General features: G+C 69.8%; 25 protein-coding genes. 18 read left to right on the forward strand and 7 right to left on the reverse strand.

Going from position 1 to position 22,455, the window contains the following annotated elements:
• The first annotated feature begins 116 nt into the window (after positions 1-116).
• Together P7V53_RS25010 and P7V53_RS25015 are read left to right on the forward strand one after the other, a co-directional pair.
• Positions 117-1,238 (forward strand): 5-methyltetrahydropteroyltriglutamate--homocysteine S-methyltransferase, encoded by a 1,122-nt coding sequence (locus tag P7V53_RS25010; protein WP_280152202.1) that lies wholly within the window; start codon positions 117-119, stop codon positions 1,236-1,238.
• Positions 1,239-1,341: 103 nt separating this feature from the next.
• Positions 1,342-1,695 (forward strand): hypothetical protein, encoded by a 354-nt coding sequence (locus tag P7V53_RS25015; protein WP_280152203.1) that lies wholly within the window; start codon positions 1,342-1,344, stop codon positions 1,693-1,695.
• Positions 1,696-1,699: 4 nt separating this feature from the next.
• On the opposite strand, the gene P7V53_RS25020 is transcribed toward P7V53_RS25015, so the two are convergent.
• Positions 1,700-2,662, reverse strand: a complete 963-nt coding sequence (locus tag P7V53_RS25020) for a WYL domain-containing protein (protein ID WP_280152204.1) — start codon at positions 2,660-2,662, stop codon at positions 1,700-1,702.
• Positions 2,663-2,747: 85 nt separating this feature from the next.
• On the opposite strand from P7V53_RS25020, the gene P7V53_RS25025 reads away from it, so the two are divergent.
• The 4 genes from P7V53_RS25025 to xth all read left to right on the forward strand — a co-directional run bounded on the left by P7V53_RS25025 (position 2,748) and on the right by xth (position 5,515).
• Positions 2,748-3,452, forward strand: coding sequence for an NIPSNAP family protein (locus P7V53_RS25025; protein WP_280152205.1), 705 nt, complete (start codon positions 2,748-2,750; stop codon positions 3,450-3,452).
• A 32-nt stretch (positions 3,453-3,484) separates the two neighbouring features.
• Positions 3,485-3,955 carry a hypothetical protein gene (locus tag P7V53_RS25030; protein WP_280152206.1) on the forward strand — a complete coding sequence of 157 codons (471 nt, stop codon included), beginning with the start codon at positions 3,485-3,487 and terminating at the stop codon, positions 3,953-3,955.
• 71 nt (positions 3,956-4,026) lie between these two features.
• Positions 4,027-4,686 (forward strand): class I SAM-dependent methyltransferase, encoded by a 660-nt coding sequence (locus P7V53_RS25035; RefSeq protein WP_280152207.1) that lies wholly within the window; start codon positions 4,027-4,029, stop codon positions 4,684-4,686.
• Between the two features lie 52 nt (positions 4,687-4,738).
• On the forward strand, positions 4,739-5,515 hold the full coding sequence (gene xth, locus P7V53_RS25040) for an exodeoxyribonuclease III (protein ID WP_280152208.1): 777 nt from the start codon (positions 4,739-4,741) through the stop codon (positions 5,513-5,515).
• Between the two features lie 78 nt (positions 5,516-5,593).
• Here xth and P7V53_RS25045 read toward each other — a convergent pair whose 3' ends face one another.
• Together P7V53_RS25045 and P7V53_RS25050 are read right to left on the reverse strand one after the other, a co-directional pair.
• Entirely contained in the window at positions 5,594-6,211 is a 618-nt protein-coding gene (locus tag P7V53_RS25045) for a M48 family metalloprotease (protein WP_280152209.1), read from the reverse strand.
• Between the two features lie 84 nt (positions 6,212-6,295).
• The gene (locus P7V53_RS25050) at positions 6,296-7,384 is read right to left on the reverse strand and encodes a trypsin-like peptidase domain-containing protein (RefSeq protein ID WP_280152210.1); all 1,089 of its coding nucleotides are present in this window, start codon (positions 7,382-7,384) and stop codon (positions 6,296-6,298) included.
• Positions 7,385-7,679: 295 nt separating this feature from the next.
• Between P7V53_RS25050 and P7V53_RS25055 the strand changes: the two genes are divergently transcribed.
• Genes P7V53_RS25055 through P7V53_RS25075 form a run of 5 tightly spaced genes read left to right on the forward strand, consistent with a single transcriptional unit; the run spans position 7,680 to position 12,445 of the window.
• A complete protein-coding gene (locus tag P7V53_RS25055; protein WP_280156612.1) occupies positions 7,680-8,243 on the forward strand; it encodes a hypothetical protein in 564 nt (187 codons plus the stop codon).
• Positions 8,244-8,285: 42 nt separating this feature from the next.
• Positions 8,286-8,993, forward strand: coding sequence for an ABC transporter ATP-binding protein (locus P7V53_RS25060; RefSeq protein WP_280152211.1), 708 nt, complete (start codon positions 8,286-8,288; stop codon positions 8,991-8,993).
• Positions 8,990-10,390, forward strand: coding sequence for an FtsX-like permease family protein (locus P7V53_RS25065; RefSeq protein WP_280152212.1), 1,401 nt, complete (start codon positions 8,990-8,992; stop codon positions 10,388-10,390). The genes P7V53_RS25060 and P7V53_RS25065 overlap by 4 nt, the downstream gene beginning before the upstream one ends.
• Positions 10,391-10,418: 28 nt before the next feature.
• Entirely contained in the window at positions 10,419-11,186 is a 768-nt protein-coding gene (locus P7V53_RS25070) for an outer membrane lipoprotein-sorting protein (RefSeq protein ID WP_280152213.1), read from the forward strand.
• Positions 11,187-11,188: 2 nt separating this feature from the next.
• Positions 11,189-12,445 carry a hypothetical protein gene (locus P7V53_RS25075; RefSeq protein WP_280152214.1) on the forward strand — a complete coding sequence of 419 codons (1,257 nt, stop codon included), beginning with the start codon at positions 11,189-11,191 and terminating at the stop codon, positions 12,443-12,445.
• 238 nt (positions 12,446-12,683) lie between these two features.
• Here the strand turns inward: P7V53_RS25075 and serA are convergent, their stop codons facing one another.
• The 3 genes from serA to P7V53_RS25090 form a co-directional block, all read right to left on the reverse strand.
• Entirely contained in the window at positions 12,684-13,919 is a 1,236-nt protein-coding gene (gene serA, locus P7V53_RS25080) for a phosphoglycerate dehydrogenase (protein ID WP_280152215.1), read from the reverse strand.
• 63 nt (positions 13,920-13,982) lie between these two features.
• On the reverse strand, positions 13,983-15,125 hold the full coding sequence (locus P7V53_RS25085) for a branched-chain amino acid ABC transporter substrate-binding protein (RefSeq protein ID WP_280152216.1): 1,143 nt from the start codon (positions 15,123-15,125) through the stop codon (positions 13,983-13,985).
• A gap of 118 nt (positions 15,126-15,243) precedes the next feature.
• Complete coding sequence (locus tag P7V53_RS25090) at positions 15,244-15,645, reverse strand: GFA family protein (RefSeq protein ID WP_280152217.1); 402 nt, start codon at positions 15,643-15,645, stop codon at positions 15,244-15,246.
• A gap of 160 nt (positions 15,646-15,805) precedes the next feature.
• On the opposite strand from P7V53_RS25090, the gene P7V53_RS25095 reads away from it, so the two are divergent.
• Complete coding sequence (locus tag P7V53_RS25095; protein WP_280152218.1) at positions 15,806-16,597, forward strand: hydroxyacylglutathione hydrolase; 792 nt, start codon at positions 15,806-15,808, stop codon at positions 16,595-16,597.
• 88 nt (positions 16,598-16,685) lie between these two features.
• A complete protein-coding gene (locus P7V53_RS25100) occupies positions 16,686-17,918 on the forward strand; it encodes an SMP-30/gluconolactonase/LRE family protein (RefSeq protein ID WP_280152219.1) in 1,233 nt (410 codons plus the stop codon).
• Positions 17,919-17,952: 34 nt separating this feature from the next.
• Here the strand turns inward: P7V53_RS25100 and gcvA are convergent, their stop codons facing one another.
• The gene (gene gcvA, locus P7V53_RS25105; RefSeq protein WP_280152220.1) at positions 17,953-18,861 is read right to left on the reverse strand and encodes a transcriptional regulator GcvA; all 909 of its coding nucleotides are present in this window, start codon (positions 18,859-18,861) and stop codon (positions 17,953-17,955) included.
• Between the two features lie 124 nt (positions 18,862-18,985).
• On the opposite strand from gcvA, the gene P7V53_RS25110 reads away from it, so the two are divergent.
• The 5 genes from P7V53_RS25110 (at position 18,986) to P7V53_RS25130 (ending at position 22,452) form a co-directional block, all read left to right on the forward strand.
• Positions 18,986-20,224 carry an MFS transporter gene (locus tag P7V53_RS25110; RefSeq protein ID WP_280152221.1) on the forward strand — a complete coding sequence of 413 codons (1,239 nt, stop codon included), beginning with the start codon at positions 18,986-18,988 and terminating at the stop codon, positions 20,222-20,224.
• Positions 20,221-20,385 (forward strand): hypothetical protein, encoded by a 165-nt coding sequence (locus P7V53_RS25115; protein ID WP_280152222.1) that lies wholly within the window; start codon positions 20,221-20,223, stop codon positions 20,383-20,385. The genes P7V53_RS25110 and P7V53_RS25115 overlap by 4 nt, the downstream gene beginning before the upstream one ends.
• Positions 20,386-20,484: 99 nt before the next feature.
• Positions 20,485-21,222: a long-chain N-acyl amino acid synthase gene (locus P7V53_RS25120; protein ID WP_280152223.1), complete on the forward strand. Its 738-nt coding sequence runs from the start codon at positions 20,485-20,487 to the stop codon at positions 21,220-21,222.
• A gap of 26 nt (positions 21,223-21,248) precedes the next feature.
• Positions 21,249-21,401, forward strand: coding sequence for a hypothetical protein (locus tag P7V53_RS25125; protein ID WP_280152224.1), 153 nt, complete (start codon positions 21,249-21,251; stop codon positions 21,399-21,401).
• Positions 21,402-21,579: 178 nt separating this feature from the next.
• Positions 21,580-22,452, forward strand: a complete 873-nt coding sequence (locus tag P7V53_RS25130; protein WP_280152225.1) for a helix-turn-helix domain-containing protein — start codon at positions 21,580-21,582, stop codon at positions 22,450-22,452.
• Positions 22,453-22,455: the final 3 nt, after the last annotated feature.

The following is a 22,455-nucleotide window of genomic DNA, read 5'->3' on the forward strand; positions in this document are numbered from 1 at the left end:
TGTATACAGCTTGCATGCTACGGGCCGCCAAAACCGCCCAAGATTCGGACAAACCCGCAGGCTTGCGCCAGCGACTGTATGCAGACCTATGATCGATTGACGACACAGGAGGACCGATGAGCACCCGCACCACCCCCCCGTTCCGCGCCGACCACGTCGGCAGTTTTCTGCGTCCCGCCTACCTGCTGCAGGCCCGCGACCAGGCCGCGAAGGGCGAGATCACGCGCGAGCAGCTGCGTGAGGTCGAGGACCGCGCGATCGCCGAGGTCGTGAAGATGCAGCAGGACGTCGGCCTGCAGAGCATCACCGACGGCGAATTCCGCCGCACCTACTTCCACATCGACTTCCTGCAGCAGCTCGGCGGCGTGCAGACCGAGGAGCCGGTGACGATTCGCAAGCCCGATGGCAGCGAGGAGCTCGCGCCGCCGGTGATGCGCGTGACCGGCAAGGTGCGCCACGTGAAGGACATCCAGCGCGCCGACTTCGAGTACCTGAAGGGCCAGGTTGCCGCCGGCCGCACGCCCAAGGTGACGATCCCATCGCCCACGATGCTTCACTTTCGCGGCGGCCGCGCCGGCATCAGCCGCGAGGCCTATCCCGAACTCGAGCCGGCGTTCTACGACGACGTCGCCAAGGCCTACGGCGAGGAGCTGCAGTCGCTGTACGACGCCGGCTGCCGATACGTGCAGCTCGACGACACCAACATGGCCTACCTGTGCGACGAGAAGATGCGCGAGGCGGCGCGCCAGCGCGGCGACGATCCCAACGAGCTGCCGCACCGCTACGCGAAGTTCATCAACAAGGTCGTCGCGCACAAGCCCGAGGGCATGACGCTGGCCATGCACCTGTGCCGCGGCAACTTCAAGAGCACCTTCGCCGCCCAGGGCAACTACGAGCCGGTGGCGGAAGCCCTGCTCGCCGAGATGCACCTCGATGCGTACTTCATGGAATACGACGACGATCGCTCGGGCGACTTCCGTCCCTTGCGCTACCTGCCCAAGGGCAAGGTCGTGGTGCTGGGGCTGGTGACGACCAAGTTCGGCGAGATGGAGAGCAAGGACGAGCTGAAGCGGCGCATCGACGAGGCTGCGCGCCACGCGCCGCTGGAGCAGCTGTGCCTGTCGCCGCAATGCGGCTTCTCGAGCACGGTGCACGGCAACAAGATCGCGGTGGACGCGCAGAAGGCGAAGCTGGCGCTGATCGTGGAGACGGCGCAGGAGGTCTGGGGGGCCGTTTGAAGGCCGGCGTGCTGGCGCTCGTCCCGAGAGCATGAAGACCGGTTGGAATCGCGGCGGTCTCGCCTATACCTGAAAGGCCACTTCCGTGGCCAAGGAGACCACCATGAGTTCGAACTGCATCTTCTTCGGCTGGAATCGTTCGCTGCCAGGCCGCGAGCGCATGAGCGCGGAGCATTTCCAGGCCTTCGGCGAGTACCTCGCGGCGCAGCAGCGCAACGGCGCCATCCAGTCCTTCGAGGCCGTGTTCCTCGATCCGCACGGGGGCGACCTCAACGGGTTCTTCCTCATCAAGGGCGAGAGTGCGAAGCTGGACCAGCTCATCGCCTCGGACGAATGGGTCACGCATCAGATCCGCGCCATGGTGCACCTCGACCGGGGCGGCGGCGTGCGCGGCGCGTCGGGCGAGCTGATCGCGCAGCGCATGGCCGCATGGCTGAAAGAGATCCCGGCAAAGTGAGAGCTCAGTCGTAGAGCGACGCCATCGCCGCGATGGTGTCGGCGATCCTGCGACGCAGCGCGGCGGGCTCCATCACCTGCACTTCGGCGCCCAGGCGCAGCAGTTGCCCCGCCGCGTGCTCGATCGATTCGATGGGGATGGTGACCTCGCGCCATCCCCGTGAGCCGGCGGCGTCCGCAGCGCGGTCGACCGCCTCGGCCACCGCCGCGCTCAACCCCCGCAGCATCCTCACGCCCCGCGGCGACACCCGCACCACCGCCTCGCCGCGATAGAGCTCGGCCTCGAAGCGCTTCGTGGACGCGGCCCAGTACCCCGCCAGGTCGAAGGTCTTCGGCCGCACGAAGACGTCGTCGGTCAGCGTGAGCTCGAGGATGTTGGACAGCCGATAGGTGCGCGGCTCCTTGCCCGACGTGGCGGCGAGGTACCAGGTGCCCGCCTTCAGCACCAGGCCCAGCGGCTCCAGCGTGCGCTCGACCACGCCCTTCCAGCTTTCGTAGCGCACGGCAATGCGTCGCTCGCGCCACACGGCCTGGGCGATCGCCGGCAGGTGGTCGGTGGCCGAGGGACCGCGGTACCAGTCGATCGGGTCGAGGTGGAAGCGCGAGCTGACGCGGTGCGCATCGTCGCGCCAGTCGGCCGGCAGTGCGGCCAGCAGCTTGAGCTGCGCCGAGGCCATGGCTTCGCCGAGCCCGAGCTGCGCGGCCGGTCCCGGCAGGCCGCCGAGGAACATGGCCTGCGCTTCGCGGGCGGTGAGTCCGTCGACACGCGTGCGCCAGCCCGGCTGCAGCACGAAGCCGCCATGGCGGCCGTGCTCGGCCCATACCGGCACGCCCGAGGCACTCAGCTCGTCGACGTCGCGGTACACGGTGCGCACCGACACCTCCAGCTGCTCGGCCAGCGCCTGCGCGCTCATGCGGCCGCGGCTTTGCAGCAGCATCAGCAGGGACAGGAGCCGGCTCGCGCGCATCGACGCCAGTGTCACCGAAAAACCTGACATCGCTTGGCAGGCTATGCGGCGCAGCATGGGATCTCTTGCCTGAAGGAGATCGTCCATGTCGAACCATTCGCCTGGCTGGCCGCCGGTGATCGAGCTGCGCCAGTACACCCTGCATCCAGGACGGCGCGACGCGCTGATCGCGCTGTTCGAGCGCGAGTTCATCGAGCCGCAGCTGGCACTGGGCATGCAGCTGCCCGGGATCTTTCGCGACCTCGACGACCCCGACCGCTTCGTCTGGCTGCGCGGCTTCGCCGACATGCCGGCGCGGGCGCGGTCGCTGGCCGCCTTCTACGGCGGGCCGGTGTGGCAGCAGCACCGCGATGCGGCCAACGCGACGATGATCGACAGCGACGACGTGCTGCTGCTGCGGCCCGCGCTGGCGTTCGATGCGCCGGCCGCCGCGCCGGTCCGCTCGTCCGGGCTGGTGACCGCCACCGTGTGCCCGCTGGGTTCGCCCGCCGACGATGCGCTGGTGCAGGTCTGGCGCCACACCATGGCGCCCCTGTGGAGCGATGCCGGGGCCGAGCTGCTGAGCTGCCTGGTCACCGAGTCCGCTCCCAACAACTTTCCGCGTTTGCCGGTGCGCGAAGGCGAGCAGGTGATGGCCTGGTTCGCGCGCTTCGGGAGCGCAGAGGTCGAACGTTCGCACGCGGCCGCGCTCGCCCGGTCGACGACCTGGTCGGCGTGGTGCGAGCGCCTCGCGGCGCCGGCGCAACGGCTGCGCCTCGCCCCCACGGACCGATCGGCGCTGCAGGCCTGAGCGCCACCCTCATTCATTCAAGGAGCCACGACATGAGCAACGACTTCATCGGTCACCCGCACGACTTCGATTTCCTCGTCGGCCACTGGAACGTCAGCAACCGCCGCCTCAGGCAGCGCCACGTCGGCAGCAGCGACTGGGACGAATTCCCGGCGACGAGCCACGCCTTCAGCCACCTGCACGGCCTGGTCAGCGTCGACGAGATCCACTTCCCCACCCGCGGCTTCTCCGGGCTCACGCTGCGCACGCTCGACATCGAGGCGCGGCGATGGTCGATCTACTGGATCAACAGCCGCAGCGGCCGCCTCTTCCCGCCGGTGCATGGCGGCTTTGCCGGCGAGCGCGGCGAGTTCTACGGCGACGACGACGACGACGGGCGTCCGGTGCAGGCGCGCTTCATCTGGATCCGCGGCAGCGAGAGCTCGCACTGGGAGCAGGCCTTCAGGCTCGAAGGCGGGCCATGGGAGACGAACTGGGTGATGGAGTTGACGCGGGTGGCTTGACCTGGTCGAAGCGACGACCCCGACAAACCCGCCGCCCACCGGGGACAACCCGAGCCCCGATACTCTGCCGCATGCCCAGCCGATTTCTCCCGCTCGACGAGACCCTCTTCCGCTACGTGCTCGACCACTCGGTGCGCGAGCATCCGGCGCAAGTGGCGCTGCGAGAGGCCACGCAGGACCAGCCGCACGCCGGCATGCAGATCTCGCCCGACCAGGGCCAGCTCATGGCCCTGCTGGTTCGCCTGCTCGGCGCGCGCCGCACCATCGAGATCGGCGTCTACACCGGCTACAGCGCGCTGTGCGTCGCGCTGGCGCTGCCCGAGGACGGCCGCGTCCTGGCCTGCGACATCAACGAGGACTACGTGCGCGTGGGCCGGCCGCACTGGCAGGCCGCCGGCGTGGCGCACAAGATCCAGGTGCAGATCGGACCGGCGCTGAAGACGCTGGACGCGCGGCTCGACGCCGGCGAAGCCGGACAGTACGACTTCGCCTTCATCGATGCCGACAAGACCGGCTACGACGGCTACTACGAGCGCTGCCTGCGCCTGCTGCGCCCGGGCGGCCTGGTCGCCATCGACAACGTGCTGTGGAGCGGCTCGGTCGCCCGCCCCGCACAGGATGCCGACACCGCCGCGCTGCAGGCGCTCAATGACAAGCTGCACGCCGACGCGCGCATCGACATCGCGATGGTGGCGATCAGCGACGGCATCACGCTGGCCCGCAAGCGCTGAGCGCTGCCGGCAGACGGCGCAACGGGGTCTGCATCGACGCTACGATCGCCCCATGAAAATCGCGACCTTCAACGTCAACGGCATCACCAGCCGCCTGCCCCGCGTCCTCGAGTGGCTCGAGGAGTCCAAGCCCGACGTGGCCTGCCTGCAGGAGCTCAAGACCTCCGACGCCACCTTCCCCGAGATGGCGTTCCAGGCCGCCGGCTACGGCGCGGTGTGGCACGGCCAGAAGGGCTTCAACGGTGTGGCCGTGCTCGCCCGCGACACGCCGCCCAACGAGATCCGCCGCGGCCTGCCGGGCGACCCGGACGACACCCACAGCCGCTACCTGGAGGCCCAGGTCGGCGAGTGGACCGTCGCCTCGATCTACCTGCCCAACGGCAACCCGCAGCCCGGTCCCAAGTTCGACTACAAGCTCGCCTGGTTCGCCCGCCTGATCGCGCATGCCGCCGAGCTGTGCGAGCGCCCGAGCCCGGTGATCCTGGCCGGCGACTACAACGTCGTCGCCACCAACGAGGTGCATGACATCTATTCGGCGAAGTCGTGGATGCACGACGCGCTGCTGCAGCCCGAAACGCGCGCGGCCTACCAGAAGCTGCTGAGCCAGGGCTGGACCGACGCCATCCACAAGCTGCACGCCGACAAGCCGATGTACACGTTCTGGGACTACTTCCGCAACCGCTGGGAGCGCAACTCGGGCCTGCGCATCGACCACCTGCTGCTCAATCCGGTGGCCGCCGCGCGCCTGCAAGCGGCCGGCGTGGACCGCGACGTGCGCGGACGCGACAAGCCGAGCGACCACGCGCCGGCCTGGGTGACGCTCGACTAGAGGGCCGCAGCGCTTGTCTTGCCCCCTCTCCCGCGAGCGGGAGAGGGTCGGGGTGAGGGGTGCCGCGAAGCTCTCGGGCTACAGCCGCGAGCGGATCGCCCTCGCCCGCCGGCCGGCCGACGGATGGGTCGCGTTGTCCTTGCCTTCGCCGATGCTCTCGAACAGGCGCGCCGCCTGCTCCGCATCGACACCGGCTTCGCGCATCAGCTGCACCGCGAACGCATCGGCGTCGAGCTCGGCCTGGTGCGACATCGCGGCGAGGCCGGATTGCACCTTGGCGCGCGCGCTGCGCTCGTCGCGCGCCGATTGCACGGCCTGGGCGACGAACTTGCTCGTGGCCGCATGGTGCTGCAGGTGGACGTGGCCCAGCTCGTGGGCCAGGATGAAGAAGCGCTGGGAAGGCGCAAGGCGCGACAGCCGAGTGCTGATGACAATGGCATTGCCCTGGTGCACGAAGCCGTCGTCGGCGCAGTCGAGCACCTGGAAGGTCACGCCTTCGGGCACCGGCGCGACGCGCACGAAGCGCGCGATGTCGGCCTCGATGACCTGTCGCTCGGGGTGGGAAGCCGGCACGGCCGAGCAGCTCGCCGGACTGGCCTCGAGCTGCTTGACGATCTTGTCGACGAGCGGATGGGCCTGGGCGACGGCCGCGAAGGCCAGCGCGGCCAGGGAGGCGAGAGTCGGGAGGGCGCGCACGCGTTCGAAGTGGTGTCCTGAGAGGACATCACTGTCGATCGCGGCAGGATTTTCAAAGGCCGGAGGAGCGGGAGATTGGGCCGGCTATTCGTCGGATTCGGCCAGCGTCGCCGTCTGTTTGCGGGTTTTCCCCGCACGCCACAGCGTCACCGTGACCTTGTCGCCCGGGTTGTAGCGCTCCAGCGCGGTCAGCATGTCGTCGAAGTCGGTCACCGCATCGTCGTTCACGGCCGTGATCACGTCGCCGGCCACGATGCCGCCCTCGGTGCCCCGTGCGAAGGGCTGCACGCCGGCGGCCTGCGCCGGTCCGTTGGGCGCGACCCGCACCACCGGCACGCCCTTGGGCAGGTTCAGCGCGCGGCTCATGCCTTCGGGACCGGCGGTGACGCCCAGTGCCGGACGCACCATGCGGCCGTCGCGGATCAGGCGCGGCACGATGCGGTTGACCTCGTCGATGGGAATCGCGAAGCCGATGCCCGCGCTGGCGCCCGACGGGCTGTAGATGGCGGTGTTGACGCCGATCACGCGCCCGGCCGAATCGAGCAGCGGGCCGCCGGAGTTGCCCGGGTTGATCGCCGCGTCGGTCTGGATCGCGCCGCGAATCGTGCGGCGCGTCACGGATTCGATCTCCCGGTTCAGCGCGCTGACGATGCCGGTGGTCAGCGTCTGGTCCAGCCCGAAGGGGTTGCCGATCGCGTAGACCTTCTGGCCCACCTGCAGGTCACGGCTCGCGCCGAGCGACATGGCCGGCAGCTTGGCCTTGGGCGCCTCGATGCGCAGCACGGCGATGTCGCGGTCGGGGAACACGCCGACGAGCTGCGCCCGGTGGCTGGTCTGGTCCGAGAGCGTGACGCGCGCCGCATCGGCGCCCTGGATGACGTGGAAGTTGGTGACGATGTGACCGCGATCGTCCCAGACGAAGCCGGTGCCCGTGCCGCGCGGCACCTGCTGCACGTTCATCGAGAAGAAGTCGCGTCCGACCGACAGCGCCGTGATGTTGACCACCGACGGCGAGGCGGCCTTGAAGACCGCGATGTTGTTCAGCTCCTCCGCGCTGAGCGGACCCCGGGGGGCGACAGGACGCGGCGGCGCGGGAGCGCGCGTGCCGGTGGCGGCGGCCCCCAGCGAGACGACGAGAAGCAACAGGGCGAACGAGCGGGAAAGCGTCTTCATGGCAAGCGATGCAGGTTGGTGGTGAATGCAATCGAACCCGGACAGGCACCGTCACCAATACCCGCCATTCGCCATGGTCACCGATTGACCGCCTCCAGCGGCCGCCCGAGGATGCCACACACCCTGCACCGAGGAGAGTTCCATGCAGTCACCGGCCCTCCTGGCGTTGCTGTGTCCCGCGCTCCTGGTGGCGATCGCCGCCTGCGCGCAGACCACGACGCCGCGGACCTCCACGACCGGCGCCTCCTCCTCGGCCACGACGGCGGCCACCAGCGGCCCGGCGTCGAATCGAACGATGAGCTTTTTCGTCAGCAGCACCGGCAAGGGCAACGGCGCCGACCTCGGCGGGCTCGCCGGCGCCGATCGCCATTGCCAGACGCTCGCGACGGCCGCCGGCGCGGGCCAGCGCACGTGGCGTGCCTACCTCAGCACCACGGCCACCGCGGGTGCAGCGGCGGTGAATGCGCGCGATCGCATCGGCAGCGGGCCGTGGCAGAACGCCAAGGGCATCGTCGTCGCCAACAACATCGAGGAGCTGCACGGCAACAACAACCTGAACAAGCAAACAGCCCTCACCGAGAAGGGCGACACGGTGAGCGGAAGCGGCGACGCACCCAGCATGCACGACATCCTGACCGGCTCGACCTCCGACGGACGCGCCACCGATGCCACCTGCAACAACTGGACGTCGTCGAGCAGCGAAGGCGCGGCCACCGTCGGCCACCATGACCGCACCGGCCTCGACGATTCGCCGCCGGCCAAGTCGTGGAACTCGTCGCACGCGACGCGCGGGTGCAGCCAGGAGGCGCTCAAGGCCACCGGCGGCGCCGGGCTCACCTACTGCTTCGCAGCGAACTGACGGCCACCGGCCGGGTTCGAGGAGGCACGAAGGGCACCCTCGATGCATCCCGTGGTCCTGAAAGGCGTGACGCGCACCTACCGGCTCGATGCCGTCGACGTGCCCGCGCTGGTCGACATCGACCTGGTGATCCTGCCCGACCGCTTCACCGTCATCTCCGGCCCGTCGGGCAGCGGCAAGACGACGCTGCTCAACCTGATCGGCTGCATCGACCGCCCCGACCGCGGCACCATCATGGTGGGCGGCAAGCCGGTGCACACGATGAGCGACGATGCGCTGTCCGACTTTCGCGCGCGCAGGCTGGGCTTCGTGTTCCAGAACTTCAACCTGCTGCCGGTGCTGACGGCCTACGAGAACGTCGAGTACCCGCTGCTGCTGGCCCGGATGCCGAAGGACCGGCGCGAGGCGCGCGTGCGCAAGCTTCTCGCGGCCGTTGGCCTGCAGGACTTCGCCGCCCATCGCCCGGGCCAGCTCTCGGGCGGCCAGCGCCAGCGCGTGGCGGTGGCGCGCGCGCTGGCGCGGCGGCCGCAACTGGTGCTCGCCGACGAGCCGACCGCCAACCTCGACAGCAAGACCGGCACCGAGATCATCGAGCTGATGCGCCGCATGCAGCAGGAGCACCATGTGTCCTTCGTCTTCTCCTCGCACGACCCCAAGGTGCTCGAGGCGGCCGACGACGCGGTGCACATCCACGACGGACGCATCACCGCCATCGAGCGGCGCGATGCGCCGCAGGAGGCGGGTGAGTGAGGACGCTGTCGCTGGCCCTGCGCAACCTGCTGCGCAACCGCCGCCGTTCGCTGATGACGCTGTTCGCGATGGTGATCGGCCTGGTCGCCGTGCTGCTGTTCGGCGGCTACATCCGCGACATCAACTACGCGCTGCAATCGGACTTCGTGCGCCTCACCGGCCATCTGCAGATCCAGCACAAGAACTACTTCCTGTACGGCAGCGGCAATCCGGCAGCCTACGGCATCCGCGACTACGAGCGACTGATCGCGCTGGTGAAGAAGGATCCGGTGCTCGCACCGATGGTCCTGGTGGCGACGCCGACGCTGCAGTTCGGCGGCATCGCCGGCAACTTCGCGGCCGGCGTGTCGCGCACGATCTATGCGAGCGGCACCATCGCCGAGGACCAGAACCGCATGCGGCAGTGGAACGCCTACGGGCTGCGCATGCTGTCGCGCCCGCTGACGCTGGCCGGCACGCCGCCGGACAGCGCGGTCATCGGCACCGGCGTTGCGCGAGTGTTGCAGCTGTGCGGGCCGCTGAAGGTGCCGAACTGCGTGTCCGCGCCGGCGGCCGGCGCGCCGGCCCAGGCCGCCGCGCTGCCGGACGACATCGCCGCGCTCGCTGCGGGCCAAGCCGCGCCGGCCGCCGCGTCCGCCGCGTCGGCGCCGGCGCGCATCGAGATCCTGGCCACCAACGTGCACGGCGCGCCCAACGTGGCGGCGGTGAACGTGCTGCGCGCGGAGTTCCAGGGCATCAAGGAGCTCGACGAGGTCTACGTCGCGCTCCACCTCGCGCAGGCGCAGAAGCTGATCTTCGGCGCTGCGCAGCCGCAGGTGACCGCGATCGCGCTGCAGCTGCATCGCACCGCCGACCTGCCCGCGGCACGCGCTCGCCTGGAGGCGCTGCTGGCGTCGACGGCGAAGGCGCAGCCGCTGGAGGTCATCGACTACGAGACGCTGAACCCGTTCTACGGCCAGACGCTGGCGATGTTCTCGGCCATCTTCGGCTTCATCTCGGTGCTGATCGGCGGCATCGTGCTGTTCACGGTGAGCAACACCATGAGCATGGCGGTGGTCGAGCGCACTGCCGAGATCGGCACCTTGAGGGCCATCGGGCTGCGGCGCGGCGGCATCCGCACGCTGTTCGTCATCGAAGGCATGGTGCTCGGCGTGATGGGCGCGCTGCTGGGCATCGTCGTCGCCATCCTCGCGGGCTGGGCGATCAACGCGATGGGCATCACCTGGACGCCGCCGGGCCGCATCTCGCCGGTGGCGCTGGCGGTGCGGGTGGCCAGCGAGCCGCTGATGATCATGGCGAGCACCATCGGACTCGTCATCGTGGCCGCGCTGTCGGCCATCCTGCCGGCCGCGCGCGCCGCGCGCATGAACATCGTGGATGCCTTGCGTCATGTGTAGTCCACTGCCCTCACCCGGAGTCATTCCGATGAATCGACGACTCTTCCTCGCCACCGCCCTGCTGCCTGCGCTGCGAGCACAGGCCGCCGAATCGCCGCAAGCCATCCTGGCCGCGAGCGATGCGGTGCGCAACCCGGCCAGGCCGTTCTCGGTGACGGTCACGCTGATCGAATACCGGCAGGGCAGGCAGACCGACAGCAACACGCTGGCGGTCTACTCCAAGGCCGACCCTGCGAGCGGGCAGTACCGCAGCCTGATCCGCTTCGTCGCGCCACAGCGCGATGCCAACAAGCTGATGCTCAAGAGCGGCAACGACCTGTGGTTCTTCGACCCCGCGAGCCAGGCGAGCATCCGGCTGTCGCCGCAGCAGCGGCTGCTCGGGCAGGCGGCCAACGGTGACGTGCTGACGGTGAACCTGGCGCGCGACTACAAGGCCCAGCTGCTGGGCACCGAGGAGACCGTGGACGGCGAGAAGGCCAGGCGCCAATGCGACAAGCTGCAGCTGGCCGCCGCCGCACCCGACGTGACCTATCACCACATCGAGATGTGGATCGAGGAAGGCTCGGCGCGGCCGGTGAAGGGACGGTTCTTCGCCGAGAGCGGACGGCTGCTGAAGACCGCGTACTACCGCAAGTTCGCGACCCAGCTCGGCCGAGAGCGCCCGACCGAGGTCGTCATCATCGACGGGCTGGACCCGCAGTGGGTGACCGTGATGCGCTACAGCGATTACGCGTGGCGCGACGTGCCCGATGCGTGGTTGCAGCGCGACTACCTGCCCCGCTTCAAGCCGGAGTGACCATGCCGCCACGCACTGCCCTGATCGCCTCGATGGCGCTTGCCTGCGCCGCCCCCGCTGCTGCCCAGCAGGACGACGCCGCCGCGCTCGAGCTCGCCGACAAGGCGGCCACCGAGAAGGAGGCAGCGAAGCAGCACCGCGTCTACGTCGAAGGCGCCGGCCTGCGCGGCTGGCTGCGCGGCGGCCCGACCACGGACGTCGCGCGGGCCTCGCTCGACCTGCGCTACGACACGACCTTCGCGCCCGGATGGCGTGCCGTGCTGTCGGACCGGCTGGACCTGATCCACAGCGACGACGCGCCGCGCGAGCGCAACGTCAATGCGCTGCGCGAAGCCTACGTGAGCTGGCAGGCGCGGCCCGACGTCATCCTCGACCTCGGGCGCGTGAACATCCGCCACGGCGCCGCCTGGGGCTACAACCCGACCGACTTCTTTCGCGACGGCGCCTTGCGCTCCATCGTCTCGCCCGATCCGGCGCGGCTGCGCGAGAACCGGCTGGGCACTGTCGTGGTCCAGGGGCAGAAGCTGTGGGAACGCAGCTCGCTGTCGGCGGCGTACTCGCCCAAGCTCGAGGATCGTCCCAGCGACGCGACCACGTCGCTCGACCTCGGGTCGACCAACGCCCACCACCGCTGGCTGATCGCCGGCAGCCACCGGTTCGGCGAGCGGCTGAATCCGCAATTCCTGCTGCACGGCGGCAAGGGCAAGACGACGCAGGCCGGCCTCAACGTGTCGACCCTGATCGGCGACGCCACGGTCGCTTTCGCCGAACTGGCCGCGGGCAAGGGACCCACGCTCATCGCCGAGGCGCTCGGCAGGATCGACACCGAACGCTGGCGCCGGCGCGCGGCCTTCGGCCTGACCTACACGACGGCGTTCAATCTGTCCCTCACCGCCGAAGCCGACTTCAACAGCGCTGCGCCCGATCGGGCCCAGTGGGACGCCCTGCGCACCGCGTCGCTGGCCGATTCACTGCGCTATCTGCAGGCGGCGCAGGATCTGCAGGACCTGCCGGTGCGCCGGGCGGCCTTTCTCTACGCGACATGGCGCGACGCGCTGCTGCGGCGGCTCGACGTGTCGGGCTTCGTACGCTGGGACGCCGTGACGCACAGCCGCTCGCAGTGGCTCGAGGCGCGCTACCACTGGGATCGCGTCGACCTGGCGCTGCAGTGGCAGAAGTACTCCGGCGATGCGGACTCGGTGTTCGGCATCGTGCCGCAGCACCGGGCAGTGGAGGTGTCGGTGCGGGTTTACTTCTGAGGGGTGTTTCCGGAGAAGGGTGAGACGAGACCCGAACGGAGGTCCACTGCCGCCGTTCGCCCTGAGCTTTGTCGAAGGGCCGCGTGAAAGTGGCACGCAGGGCTTCGACAAGCTCAGCCCGAACGGTGGGCGGCCGTTCGCCCTGAGCTTGTCGAAGGGCCGCGTGAAACCGGCACGCAGGGCTTCGACAAGCTCAGCCCGACCGGAGGAGACGGCAGCCGCCTGCCGAACCTGCCCCTCAATACAGCACGCGGCAGCGAATCGTCCCCGGAATCGCGCACAGGTCGGCCAGCGTGCTGCTCTCGGCGCTGCTGTCCACATCGGTCACCACGTAGCCGACCTCGTCGTTGGTCCGCAGGTACTGCGCATCGATGTTGATGGCCGCCGCCGAGAATCGTTCGTTGATCTGCGCCATCACGCCGGGAATGTTGCGGTGGATGTGCAGCACCCGCGAGCGGCCGGTGTGCTCGGGCAGCGTCACCTCGGGGAAGTTCACCGACGACGCGGTCGAGCCGTTGTTGCTGTAGCGGATCAGCTTGGCCGCGACCTCGCGGCCGATGTTCTCCTGCGCTTCGGCAGTGGAGCCGCCGATGTGCGGCGTGAGCAGCACGTTGTCGAAGCGCGTCAGCGGCGACTCGAAGTGCGAGTCGTTGCCTTGCGGCTCGACCGGAAACACGTCGATCGCCGCGCCATGCAGGTGCTCGCGCTCGAGCGCATCGGTGAGCGCATCGATGTCGACCACCGTGCCGCGCGATGCATTGATCAGGTGGCTGCCGGCCTTCATGCGGGCGAGCTGGGCCGCGCCGATCATGTTCTTCGTGGCGGCTGTCTCCGGCACGTGCAGGCTCACCGTGTCGGCCGTCTCCAGCAGCGCGTCCAGCGTGGGCACCTGGCGCGCGTTGCCCAGTGGCAGCTTGGCCTCGATGTCGTAGAAGATCACCGACATGCCGAGCTGCTCGGCCAGCACGCCGATCTGCGTGCCGATGTGCCCATACCCGACGATGCCCAGCGTCTTGCCGCGCGCCTCGTACGAGCGCGCCGCGCTCTTGACCCAGCCGTTGCGGTGCAGCACCGCGTTCTTGTGCGGGATGCCGCGCATCAGCATGATGATCTCGGCCAGCACCAGCTCGGCCACGCTGCGCGTGTTGGAGAACGGCGCGTTGAACACCGGGATGCCGCGACGCAGCGCGGCGCCCAGGTCGATCTGGTTGGTGCCTATGCAGAACGCGCCGATCGCCGTGAGCTTGGCGGCCTTCTCGATGACCGCCTCCGGCAGCAGGGTGCGCGAGCGGATGCCCAGGAAGTGCGCGTCGGCGATCTGCTCGATCAACGCATCGCCCGAAAGCGCCTTCGGCGAGGTGACGACCTGGGTGTAGCCGTCGTGCTTCAGCGTCTCGATGGCCGAGGCGTGGATTCCCTCGAGCAGCACGAACTTGAGCTTTTCCTTGGGGACGGACAGGCGGGTGGCGGTCATGGTGAATCTCCGGGGTTGGCCTTAGCGTAAGCGCGACGCAAACCCCGGGGGGTCACCAGGGCATCACCAGGTGTCGCTGCGCGTCACGGGCTCCCACTTGCCGCCGCGGGCGCGGTAGACGCTGACGACGCCGTAGTGCTGCTCGCCATCGCCGCGAAAGCGCATGTTGTGGGTGACGGGCGCGAGCGCGTCGATGCGCTTGAGCTCGACCAGCACCTTGCCCGGATCGGCGCTGCGCGAGCGCTGCATCGCCGCGGCGAGCACGTGCACGGCGTCATACGCGTAGTGGGCGCCGTATACCGGGTCCCCCTTGAACTTCTGCTGGAACCTCGCGAGGAACTGCGGGCCGGCGACGAACTCGCGCGTCTCGATGATGGGCGAGGTGGCATACACCGCGCGGATGCCGGTCACCGCCGCCGGCAGCTTGTCGGTCTTGATGGTGTCTCCGCCGACGATCTGCATCTCGCTCATGCCGGCCGCGGCCAGCTGCTGGATGAGCGCGGCCACCTGGAAGTCCGCCAGCGTGGTCACGAACACGTCGGCGCCGGCGGCCTTGAGCTGGGGGACCAGCTTGGAGAAGTCGGTGGTCTTGTCGTCGAGGCTGGCGCGGACCGCGATGTCCTTGCCGTTCTTCTTGATCTCCGCCGCGGCCAGGTCCGCGAGGCCCTTGCCGTATGGCGTGCTGTCGTCCACCACGGCGAACTTCCTGCCGTCGATCTGCGTGGCGGCGTAGGAGCCCAGTGCCTTCGATTGCAGCGCGTCGTTGGCGACCAGGCGCAGCGTGGTCGGCAGATTGAGCTGCGTGTACTCGGGCTTGGTCGAGATCGCGAGCTGCGCGATGCCGGCCTGCGCATAGATCGGCGCGGCGGCGATGCTGACGCCGGAGTTCAGGTGGCCGACGACCGCCACCACGCCCGCGTCCACCAGCGTCTTCGCGACCGCTTCGCCGGTCTTGCTGTCGGCCTTGTCGTCGACCGCGACGATCTCGAGCTTGACGGCCTTGCCGTCGACCTTGAAGCCGCGTGCGTTGAGCTCGTCGACCGCGAGCTGCACGCCGTTCTTCATGTCGGTGCCCAGCGGCCCCAGCGGGCCCGACATCGGCTGGGCCACGCCGATCCTGACGGTGTCGGGCACGCGGCTGCATCCGACGAGGACGAGCGCCGCGGCGGCGCAGGCGCACAGAAGCAGGGAGCGAATCGGAATCATGAGAGCGGGCTGGAGTTGAGAAAGTGCGCGAGTATGGGCAGCCCGCGGCCGCTTCCGGCTCGGGCTTGCGCCGAAAGTCGTGACCTTTGTCGGGCAAACGGGCGATTCGTCGAGCCGTTCAGCGGTGATCCGGCCCCCACTGCGGATACACGGGAAGGTCCGCGCCGTGCGCCAGCCACGGCACGTCGTGAGAGCCCCAGATGCGGCTTTGCGGCGTCTGGCCGGGATCGTCGTCGAGGGTGGCCACGCGCAGCACGAACAGCCCGCTGTCCGCACGCTGCGCCACCATCTGGCTGCCGCACCGACTGCAGAAGTACCGTCGCTTGCCCGGCGACGACTCGAACGAGCTGAGCAGCTCGGCCCCGCTCAGCCACTTGAAGTGCTCCTGCCTGACCGACGCCGACGTGTTGAACGCTGCCGAGTGAGCCTTGCGGCAGGTCCGGCACGCGCAGTGCCGGATCGGCGAGTCGAGCTGTGACGCCTCGTAGGTGATCGTTCCGCACAGGCAGCTTCCGCGCATGTGTGTTCTCCTCCATTCGAAAGTGGTGTGAAAGCGTGAGGGCACGCGCAGTGTGAACCAGCCGATCCCATCTCCGTGGCGCTGTGGCACAACATGACGTCGCCAGCCCGCCACCCGATGCGACTTCCTACAATCGCCTCCCCGCCCCCTGGAGCCCACGATGATCGTCGAGCGAATCTGGACCGGAAACTCCCTGCGGAACTTCAACTACCTCGTGGCCTGCCCCGAGACCGGCGAGGCGCTGGCCATCGACCCGGTGGACCACGAGAAGTGCTTGTCGACCGCCAAGGTGCGCGGCTGGCACATCACGCAGCTGCTCAACACGCACGAGCACCACGACCACACCGCCGGCAACGCCGCGGTGGTGGCAGCCACCGGCGCCAAGGTGATCGCGCATCACCGCGCCGGCAGCCGCATTCCCGGCGTCGACCGCGGCGTCGCGGCGGGCGACCTGATCAGGGTGGGCAAGACCGTCGAGCTGGAGTGCATGGACACGCCGGGCCACACCATGTGCCACATCTGCCTGCGCTCGCACACCGACCAGCCGGCGCTGCTTTCCGGCGACACGCTGTTCAATGCCGGCGCGGGCAACTGCCACCACGGCGGCGACCCGGTCGCGCTGTACGGCACCTTCGTGAGCCAGCTCGCCACGCTGCCCGACGACACGCTCGTCTATCCCGGCCACGACTACATCGAGAACAACCTGCGCTTCACGCTGTCCCGCGAGCCGGACAACGCCGCGGCCCAGGCCATGCTGCCCCAGGTGACCGGGCACGACCCCGCGACCTCGGTCGTCACCACGCTGGCGCAGGAAAAGCAGTTCAACACCTTCTTCCGTCTCGCGAGTCCCGCCGTCATCGCCAAGCTGCGGGAAAGCTTTCCCGACCTGCCGGAACGGCCCGATCCGATGACGGTGTTCGTCAAGCTGCGGGAGTTGCGCAACAGCTGGTGACGCGGCGCGCCTGGCGCAGTCCTCGTTCAGCAACTAATCTGCAAGCGGGCCGCCGATCCCCGGCAGCCGCGATGGAGGGAGGTGGGTCATGGCCGCTGTCGAGCCGGGTTTCCTGTTCAAGCCTTCGTTGTCGCGCCGCAAGCTCATCCGCGGCATGGGCGCCGTCATGGGCGCGGCGTTCGTCGCTCCACGATGGGCGCACGCGCAGGCTGCCGGCGGGGCGGTCGCGCCGCCCAGCACCGTCACGCAGCCGCCCCGCGACTTCGGTCCGCAGGGGGCACCGACCACCTACTTCACCGATCCCGACGTGCTGACGATCGACCCCCTGTTCGACGGTCTGCGCCAGCCCAACGCCCCGATCCAGCGCCTGTGGACCGGTGCGCTGTGGTCCGAAGGGCCGGCGTGGAATGCGGTCGGCCGCTTCCTCGTCTGGAGCGACATCCCCAACAACCGCCAGCTGCGCTGGAGCGAGGACGACGGCCATGTCAGCGTGTTTCGCGCGCCGTCGAACAACAGCAACGGCAACAGCTTCGACTTCCAGGGCCGGCAGCTGTCGTGCGAGCACCTCACGCGCCGCCTGGTGCGCTACGAGCTCGACGGCTCGGTGACCGTGCTGGCGTCCGCCTTCAACGGCAAGCGACTGAACTCGCCCAACGACGTGGTGGCGCATCCGGACGGCAGCTACTGGTTCACCGATCCGCCCTACGGCGCGCAGCTCTACGAGGGTGCGGTCGACGCCGCCGGTGGTCCGGCCAACAAGGCCGGGCGCCTGAATCCCCGCCTCGGACAGCCGCCGGAGATCGGCACCTACAAGCGCGAGCTGCCGACCGCGGTGTATCGGCTGGACAAGGGCGGCACGCTGACGCAGGTGGCGGGCGAGGACCTGGTGCCCGACCCCAACGGCCTGTGCTTCTCGCCCGACTTCAAGAGGCTCTACGTGGTCAGCACCGGACAGGGACCGGGCGACACCATCGCCGGCGGCAAGGGCGAGATGCACGTGTTCGACGTCGGGTCGGACAACAAGCTGCACAACGGCAAGCTGTTCAGCAACTTCATGATCGACGGCGTGAAGTGCGGCCCCGACGGCGTGCGCGCCGATGTCGACGGCAACCTCTGGTGCTCGAGCAACGCGGGGCGCAGCGTCGGCTACAGCGGCGTCACGGTGTGGACGCCGCAAGGGCGCCTCATCGGCCGCATCCGGCTGCCCGAGATCTGCGGCAACGTCTGCTTCGGCGGCCCCAAGCGCAATCGCCTGTTCATGGCGGCCAGCCAGTCGCTGTACGCCGTCTACACCGCGACCCAGGGAGCCGCGCCGGGCTGACGCGTGACGGGCGCCCCGAGCCCGTCCGCCCCTACTACATCGCTGCCATCTCGGTGCGCAGCCAGTGCCGGAACGCCTCCAGCGCAGGCCGGGGTCGCCTGGCTTTGGGATGCACCAGGAAATACGCGCGGCCGGTCGGCACGACGACGTCCAGCGGCGCCACCAGCCGTCCGCTGGCCAGCTCGTCGTGCGCGAGCAAGGTGTGGGTCAGCAGCAGCCCCGCGCCCTGGATGGCGGCCCCGATGGCGTGCTCGGCGCTGCTGAAGCGCAGGCCCCGCCGCACGTCGACCGGCGGCACGCCGGCAACGCGGAACCAGTCGCTCCAGGTAGGCACCTCCGGGCGGCCGGCGAGCTGGTCGTCGTGGATCAGCGGTGTCTGGCGCACGTCGCGGCGCGAGCGCCCCATGCGGGCGACCAGCTCCGGGCTGCCGACCACCACCAGCCGGTCGTCGATCAGCTTCTCGCTGTCCAGCGCCGGGGCGATGCCGGTCTCCTCGGGCACGTTGCGCACTGCCGCATCGATGCCGTCGGCGGCGAAATTGGCATAGGCCGCCGACGAGGCGATGCGCAGCTCGACCTCCGGATGCGCCTGCGCGAAGCGGTGCAGGCGCGGCGCCAGCCACTTCGACGTGAAGCCCGGCGGGGTGCTGACCACCAGCACGCCGCTGCTGGCGCTGGCGCGCAGCGCCTCGACCGACTCGCGGATGAGAGCGAAGGCGGACAGCAGCCCGGGATGCAAGGTGCGGCCGGCCGAAGTCAGCAGCACGCCGCGAGCGCGCCGCTCGAACAGCGCCACGCCCAGCAGCCGCTCGAGGCCGCGGATCTGATGGCTCAAGGCGCCGGGTGTCACATGGAGCTCGTGCGCGGCCCGCGCGAAATTGCGGTGGCGCGCCGCCGCCTCGAATGCACGCAGCGCGTTGAGCGGGGGCAGCGCACGAGACACGAGCTTTCCTCATCGGTCGGCAGCAGGAAATTCGATTGTGCACAGGGGGCGCGCTGCATCCAAATCGGGGCATCGACTGCTGAGATCCGTGCGTGGCTTCGCACGACGCTCTCCCAGGAGGCTCATGAGTCCCGCATTGCCACCCTCATCCCGGGCCCGCAGCCCGTGGCCTCTGCTGCTGTGTGCCGGCGCGGTGCTGGGCTTTGCACTCGGCACCCGCCATGTCCAGGGCCTGTTCATGCTGCCGATGCTCGGCGACCGGGGCTGGGGCCGTGAGTCGTTCGCCTTCGCGGCCGGCCTGCAGACGCTCGTCTGGGGCGTGATGCAGCCGCTGACCGGCTGGGTTGCCGACCGCTTCGGCACCGCCCGGGTCATCGCCTGGGGCGCAGCGGTCTACGCGGCGGGACTGCTGGTCGAATCGATCGCACCGACGCCCGGCGTGCTCGCGGTCGGCGCCGGCGTCGTGATCGGCGCGGCGCTTTCGGCCACGACCTTCGCGACGGTCTATGGCGGCCTGGCCCGCATCGTCGCGCCGCACCGCCGCGGCTGGGCGCAGGGCATGGCGGGCGGCATCGGCGGCTTCGTGCAGTTCCTGCTGGTGCCCTTCGCGCAGTGGGGCATAGGCCATGTCGGCTGGTCGCAGGCCCTGCAGGGATTGGCGCTGCTGGCGCTGGCCTGCGCGTGGGCGGGCGGCAGGGTCGACGACCGCGCCGCGGCGCCGGCGGGCAGCGGCCCGCCGGCGCACGCCGTGGGGGCGTCACCGGCGGTGCGCGCCGCCTTGCGGCACAGCGGCTTCTGGCTGCTGAACCTCGGCTTCATCAGCTGCGGCTTCCAGCTCGCCTTCCTCGGCGTGCACCTGCCTGCCTACCTGCGCGACGCCGGCATGTCGGTCCAGGCAGGCGTCAACGCGATCGCGCTCATCGCGCTGGTCAATGCCGTCGGCACCTTCGTCTGCGGCAAGCTGGGCGACCTGTACCGGCGCAAGTACCTGCTGTCCGCGCTGTATGCCGTGCGCACGCTGGCCATGATCGGCTTCCTCGCGCTGCCGATCGGCCCGGCCAGCCTCTACGCCTTCGCCCTCGTGATGGGAGCGACCTGGCTGGGCACCGTACCGCTGACCAGCGGCGTGGTGGCGCAGATCTTCGGCGTGCGCTTTCTCGGCACCCTGTTCGGCCTGGTGTTCCTCGGCCATCAGCTCGGCGGCTTCCTGGGCGCCTGGCTGGGCGGCAGCATCTACGACGCGACGCGGTCCTACGCCTGGATGTGGGCGATCTCCATCGGGCTGGGTGTCGCCTCGGTGCTGCTGAACCTGCCGATCCGCGACCGCTCGATCGAGCGCCAGCTGGAGCCCGTCGCCGCATGACGCGCCGCGCCGACATCGTCCGCCGCTGGCTGCAGCGCGCCGCCCTCGCGGTCGCCGGCACGGCGCTCGCGACCGCCGGCTGGATCGGCTGGCGCGACGGCGACGCGCAGGCGGCCTGGCTGGCGCTGTGGAGCCTGTGCACGTCCGGCTTCGCGCGCTGATGCCCTCGGCAGGCGCCAATTCGTACCGGAATCGGCCACCAGCGCGGCCGCCGACCTGCCATAGTGAGCGTGGGGATCCGACGGCAGGAGTTCGTCTCGATGATCCACGCCACACCCGCATCGCCGCCAGCCACCCCGCTTCGTTCGCATCTCAGTGACCACCTCGACCTCGCCGAAGTCACCGACGAGACCATCGGCGCGCGCGTCGTCACGCTGCGCGCCGCCGACACCGGCGGCCACCGCTCCTCGGCGCAGATCCTGGTGCACCGCATGTACGCCGGCCGCGGCTACAAGACATCCACCGACACGCCGACGCCGGCGTCGAACGTCGTGACGCTCATCGCCTGCGATCAGGGCGAGACGATAGGCACGATCTCGGTGAGCTTCGATTCCCCGCGCGGCCTGCTGGCCGACGACCTGTTCCTGGCCGAGCTGAATGCGCTGCGCGCACAAGGCCGCCGGCTGTGCGAGTTCACCAAGCTCGCGATGGACCACGTCGTCAAGTCCAGGCGCGTGCTCGCGTCGCTGTTCCACGCGGCCTACATCTGGGCGCACCTGCGGCTGGGCTTCGACGATGTCGTCATCGAGGTCAATCCGCGGCATGTGCGCTACTACCAGCGCATGCTGGGCTTCACCGTCATCGGTCCGCAGCGCCTGAACCGGCGCGTGGATGCCGTCGCCGTGCTGATGCGGCTCGATTTCGCCCACGCGCGTCGGCAGATCGCGCAGTTCGCCGGCCGGCCCGAGGTGGGCACCGAGCGCTCGCTGTACCCGCACTTCTTTTCCGCCAAGGAGGAGGCCGGCATCGCCGCGCGGCTTCCGTCGTCGCCCACATGAACCACACCCGCATGCAACACCCACCGATGGATGACCACGACATGATCAAGCCGGTTGCCGAGCCGGCGCCCCCGCCGCCCGCCGTGCTGCGCGTGGAGATCCCGCCCGCGACCCATGCCGACGAGCTGACCGTGACGGAGTGGTCGGCATTCATGGGCCTGGGCTCGCCTCATCGATAGGACAGAGCCGTCGGCCGCGCCCCCTCTCCCGCTTGCGGGAGACGGTCGGGCTGAGGGTTTCGCGCCCCCTAACTCAAGGTCCCGGCGCAACAACTGAAACACGATCGCCGCGGCCCTGAAACCGAGCCGATACGCCCGGCACCGACAGTCGACGCCCTGCTGTTGCGAGGGTCGACTCATGGACACACCGACTGCGCGCGCTGTCGACGGCGCGTTTCGAACCATCGTCATGCCGGTGGCGGGAGCGCTGACGCCGTACGTCGGCGGCCTGATGGCGGTCGAGATGCAGCACGTGCCGCCCCTGGAGCAGCGGGTCGCGCCGCACGAGTCCATGGTGCTGAGCGTGCAGTTCGGCCGCGGTGCCGACGGGGTCGAGCGCAAGGCGGCCCTCGGCGAGAACACGCACCTGACCGGCATCCGGCGCTGGACGGGCTCGTTCATCCCGGCGGGTGACTGCGTCACGCTGTTCGCGCTGCTGACGCCGCTGGGCGCTGCTGCGCTGCTGGAGGGCCAGCCGCTGTCGGGCGTGCCGCGCATACGCGCGCGTGTCGCGGAGCTGCTGGACCGGCGGGTCACGCGCGACCTGGAGTCGCACATCGCGCTGGCCGCCTCGCTGGAAGACAAGCTGCAGGCACTCGCCGGCTGGCTCGAGCTGCGGGCAGCCACGCCGCGCCGGACGCCGGCGGCGGCCATCCGAACGGCGCGAGCCGCGATGCGCATGCTGGCCGAGCCGGCGAGCGCGGTCGACGGGCTGGCCGACGACGAGCTGCTGTCTCGCCGGCAGCTCGAGCGCGACTTCGCTCGCTGGCTCGACACCTCGCCGCGCCATCTCTCGCAGGTGGCGAGGCTGCAGCGGGTGTCGCGGCTGGCGCGGCGCGGCGAATCGCTCGCCTCGGCCGCGGCCGGCGCAGGCTTTGCCGATCAATCGCACATGTCGCGTGTCGTGCGCCAGCTCACCGGGCTGACGCCGCAGCGCTTCGTGCACTCCCACACGACGCCCCTGTCGACCGCCTTTCGCGCAGCGACACGCGGCGCGACGGTCTACCTCTGAGGC

The sequence above is a fragment of the Piscinibacter sp. XHJ-5 genome (genome assembly GCF_029855045.1).
Lineage (GTDB): Bacteria > Pseudomonadota > Gammaproteobacteria > Burkholderiales > Burkholderiaceae_C > Albitalea.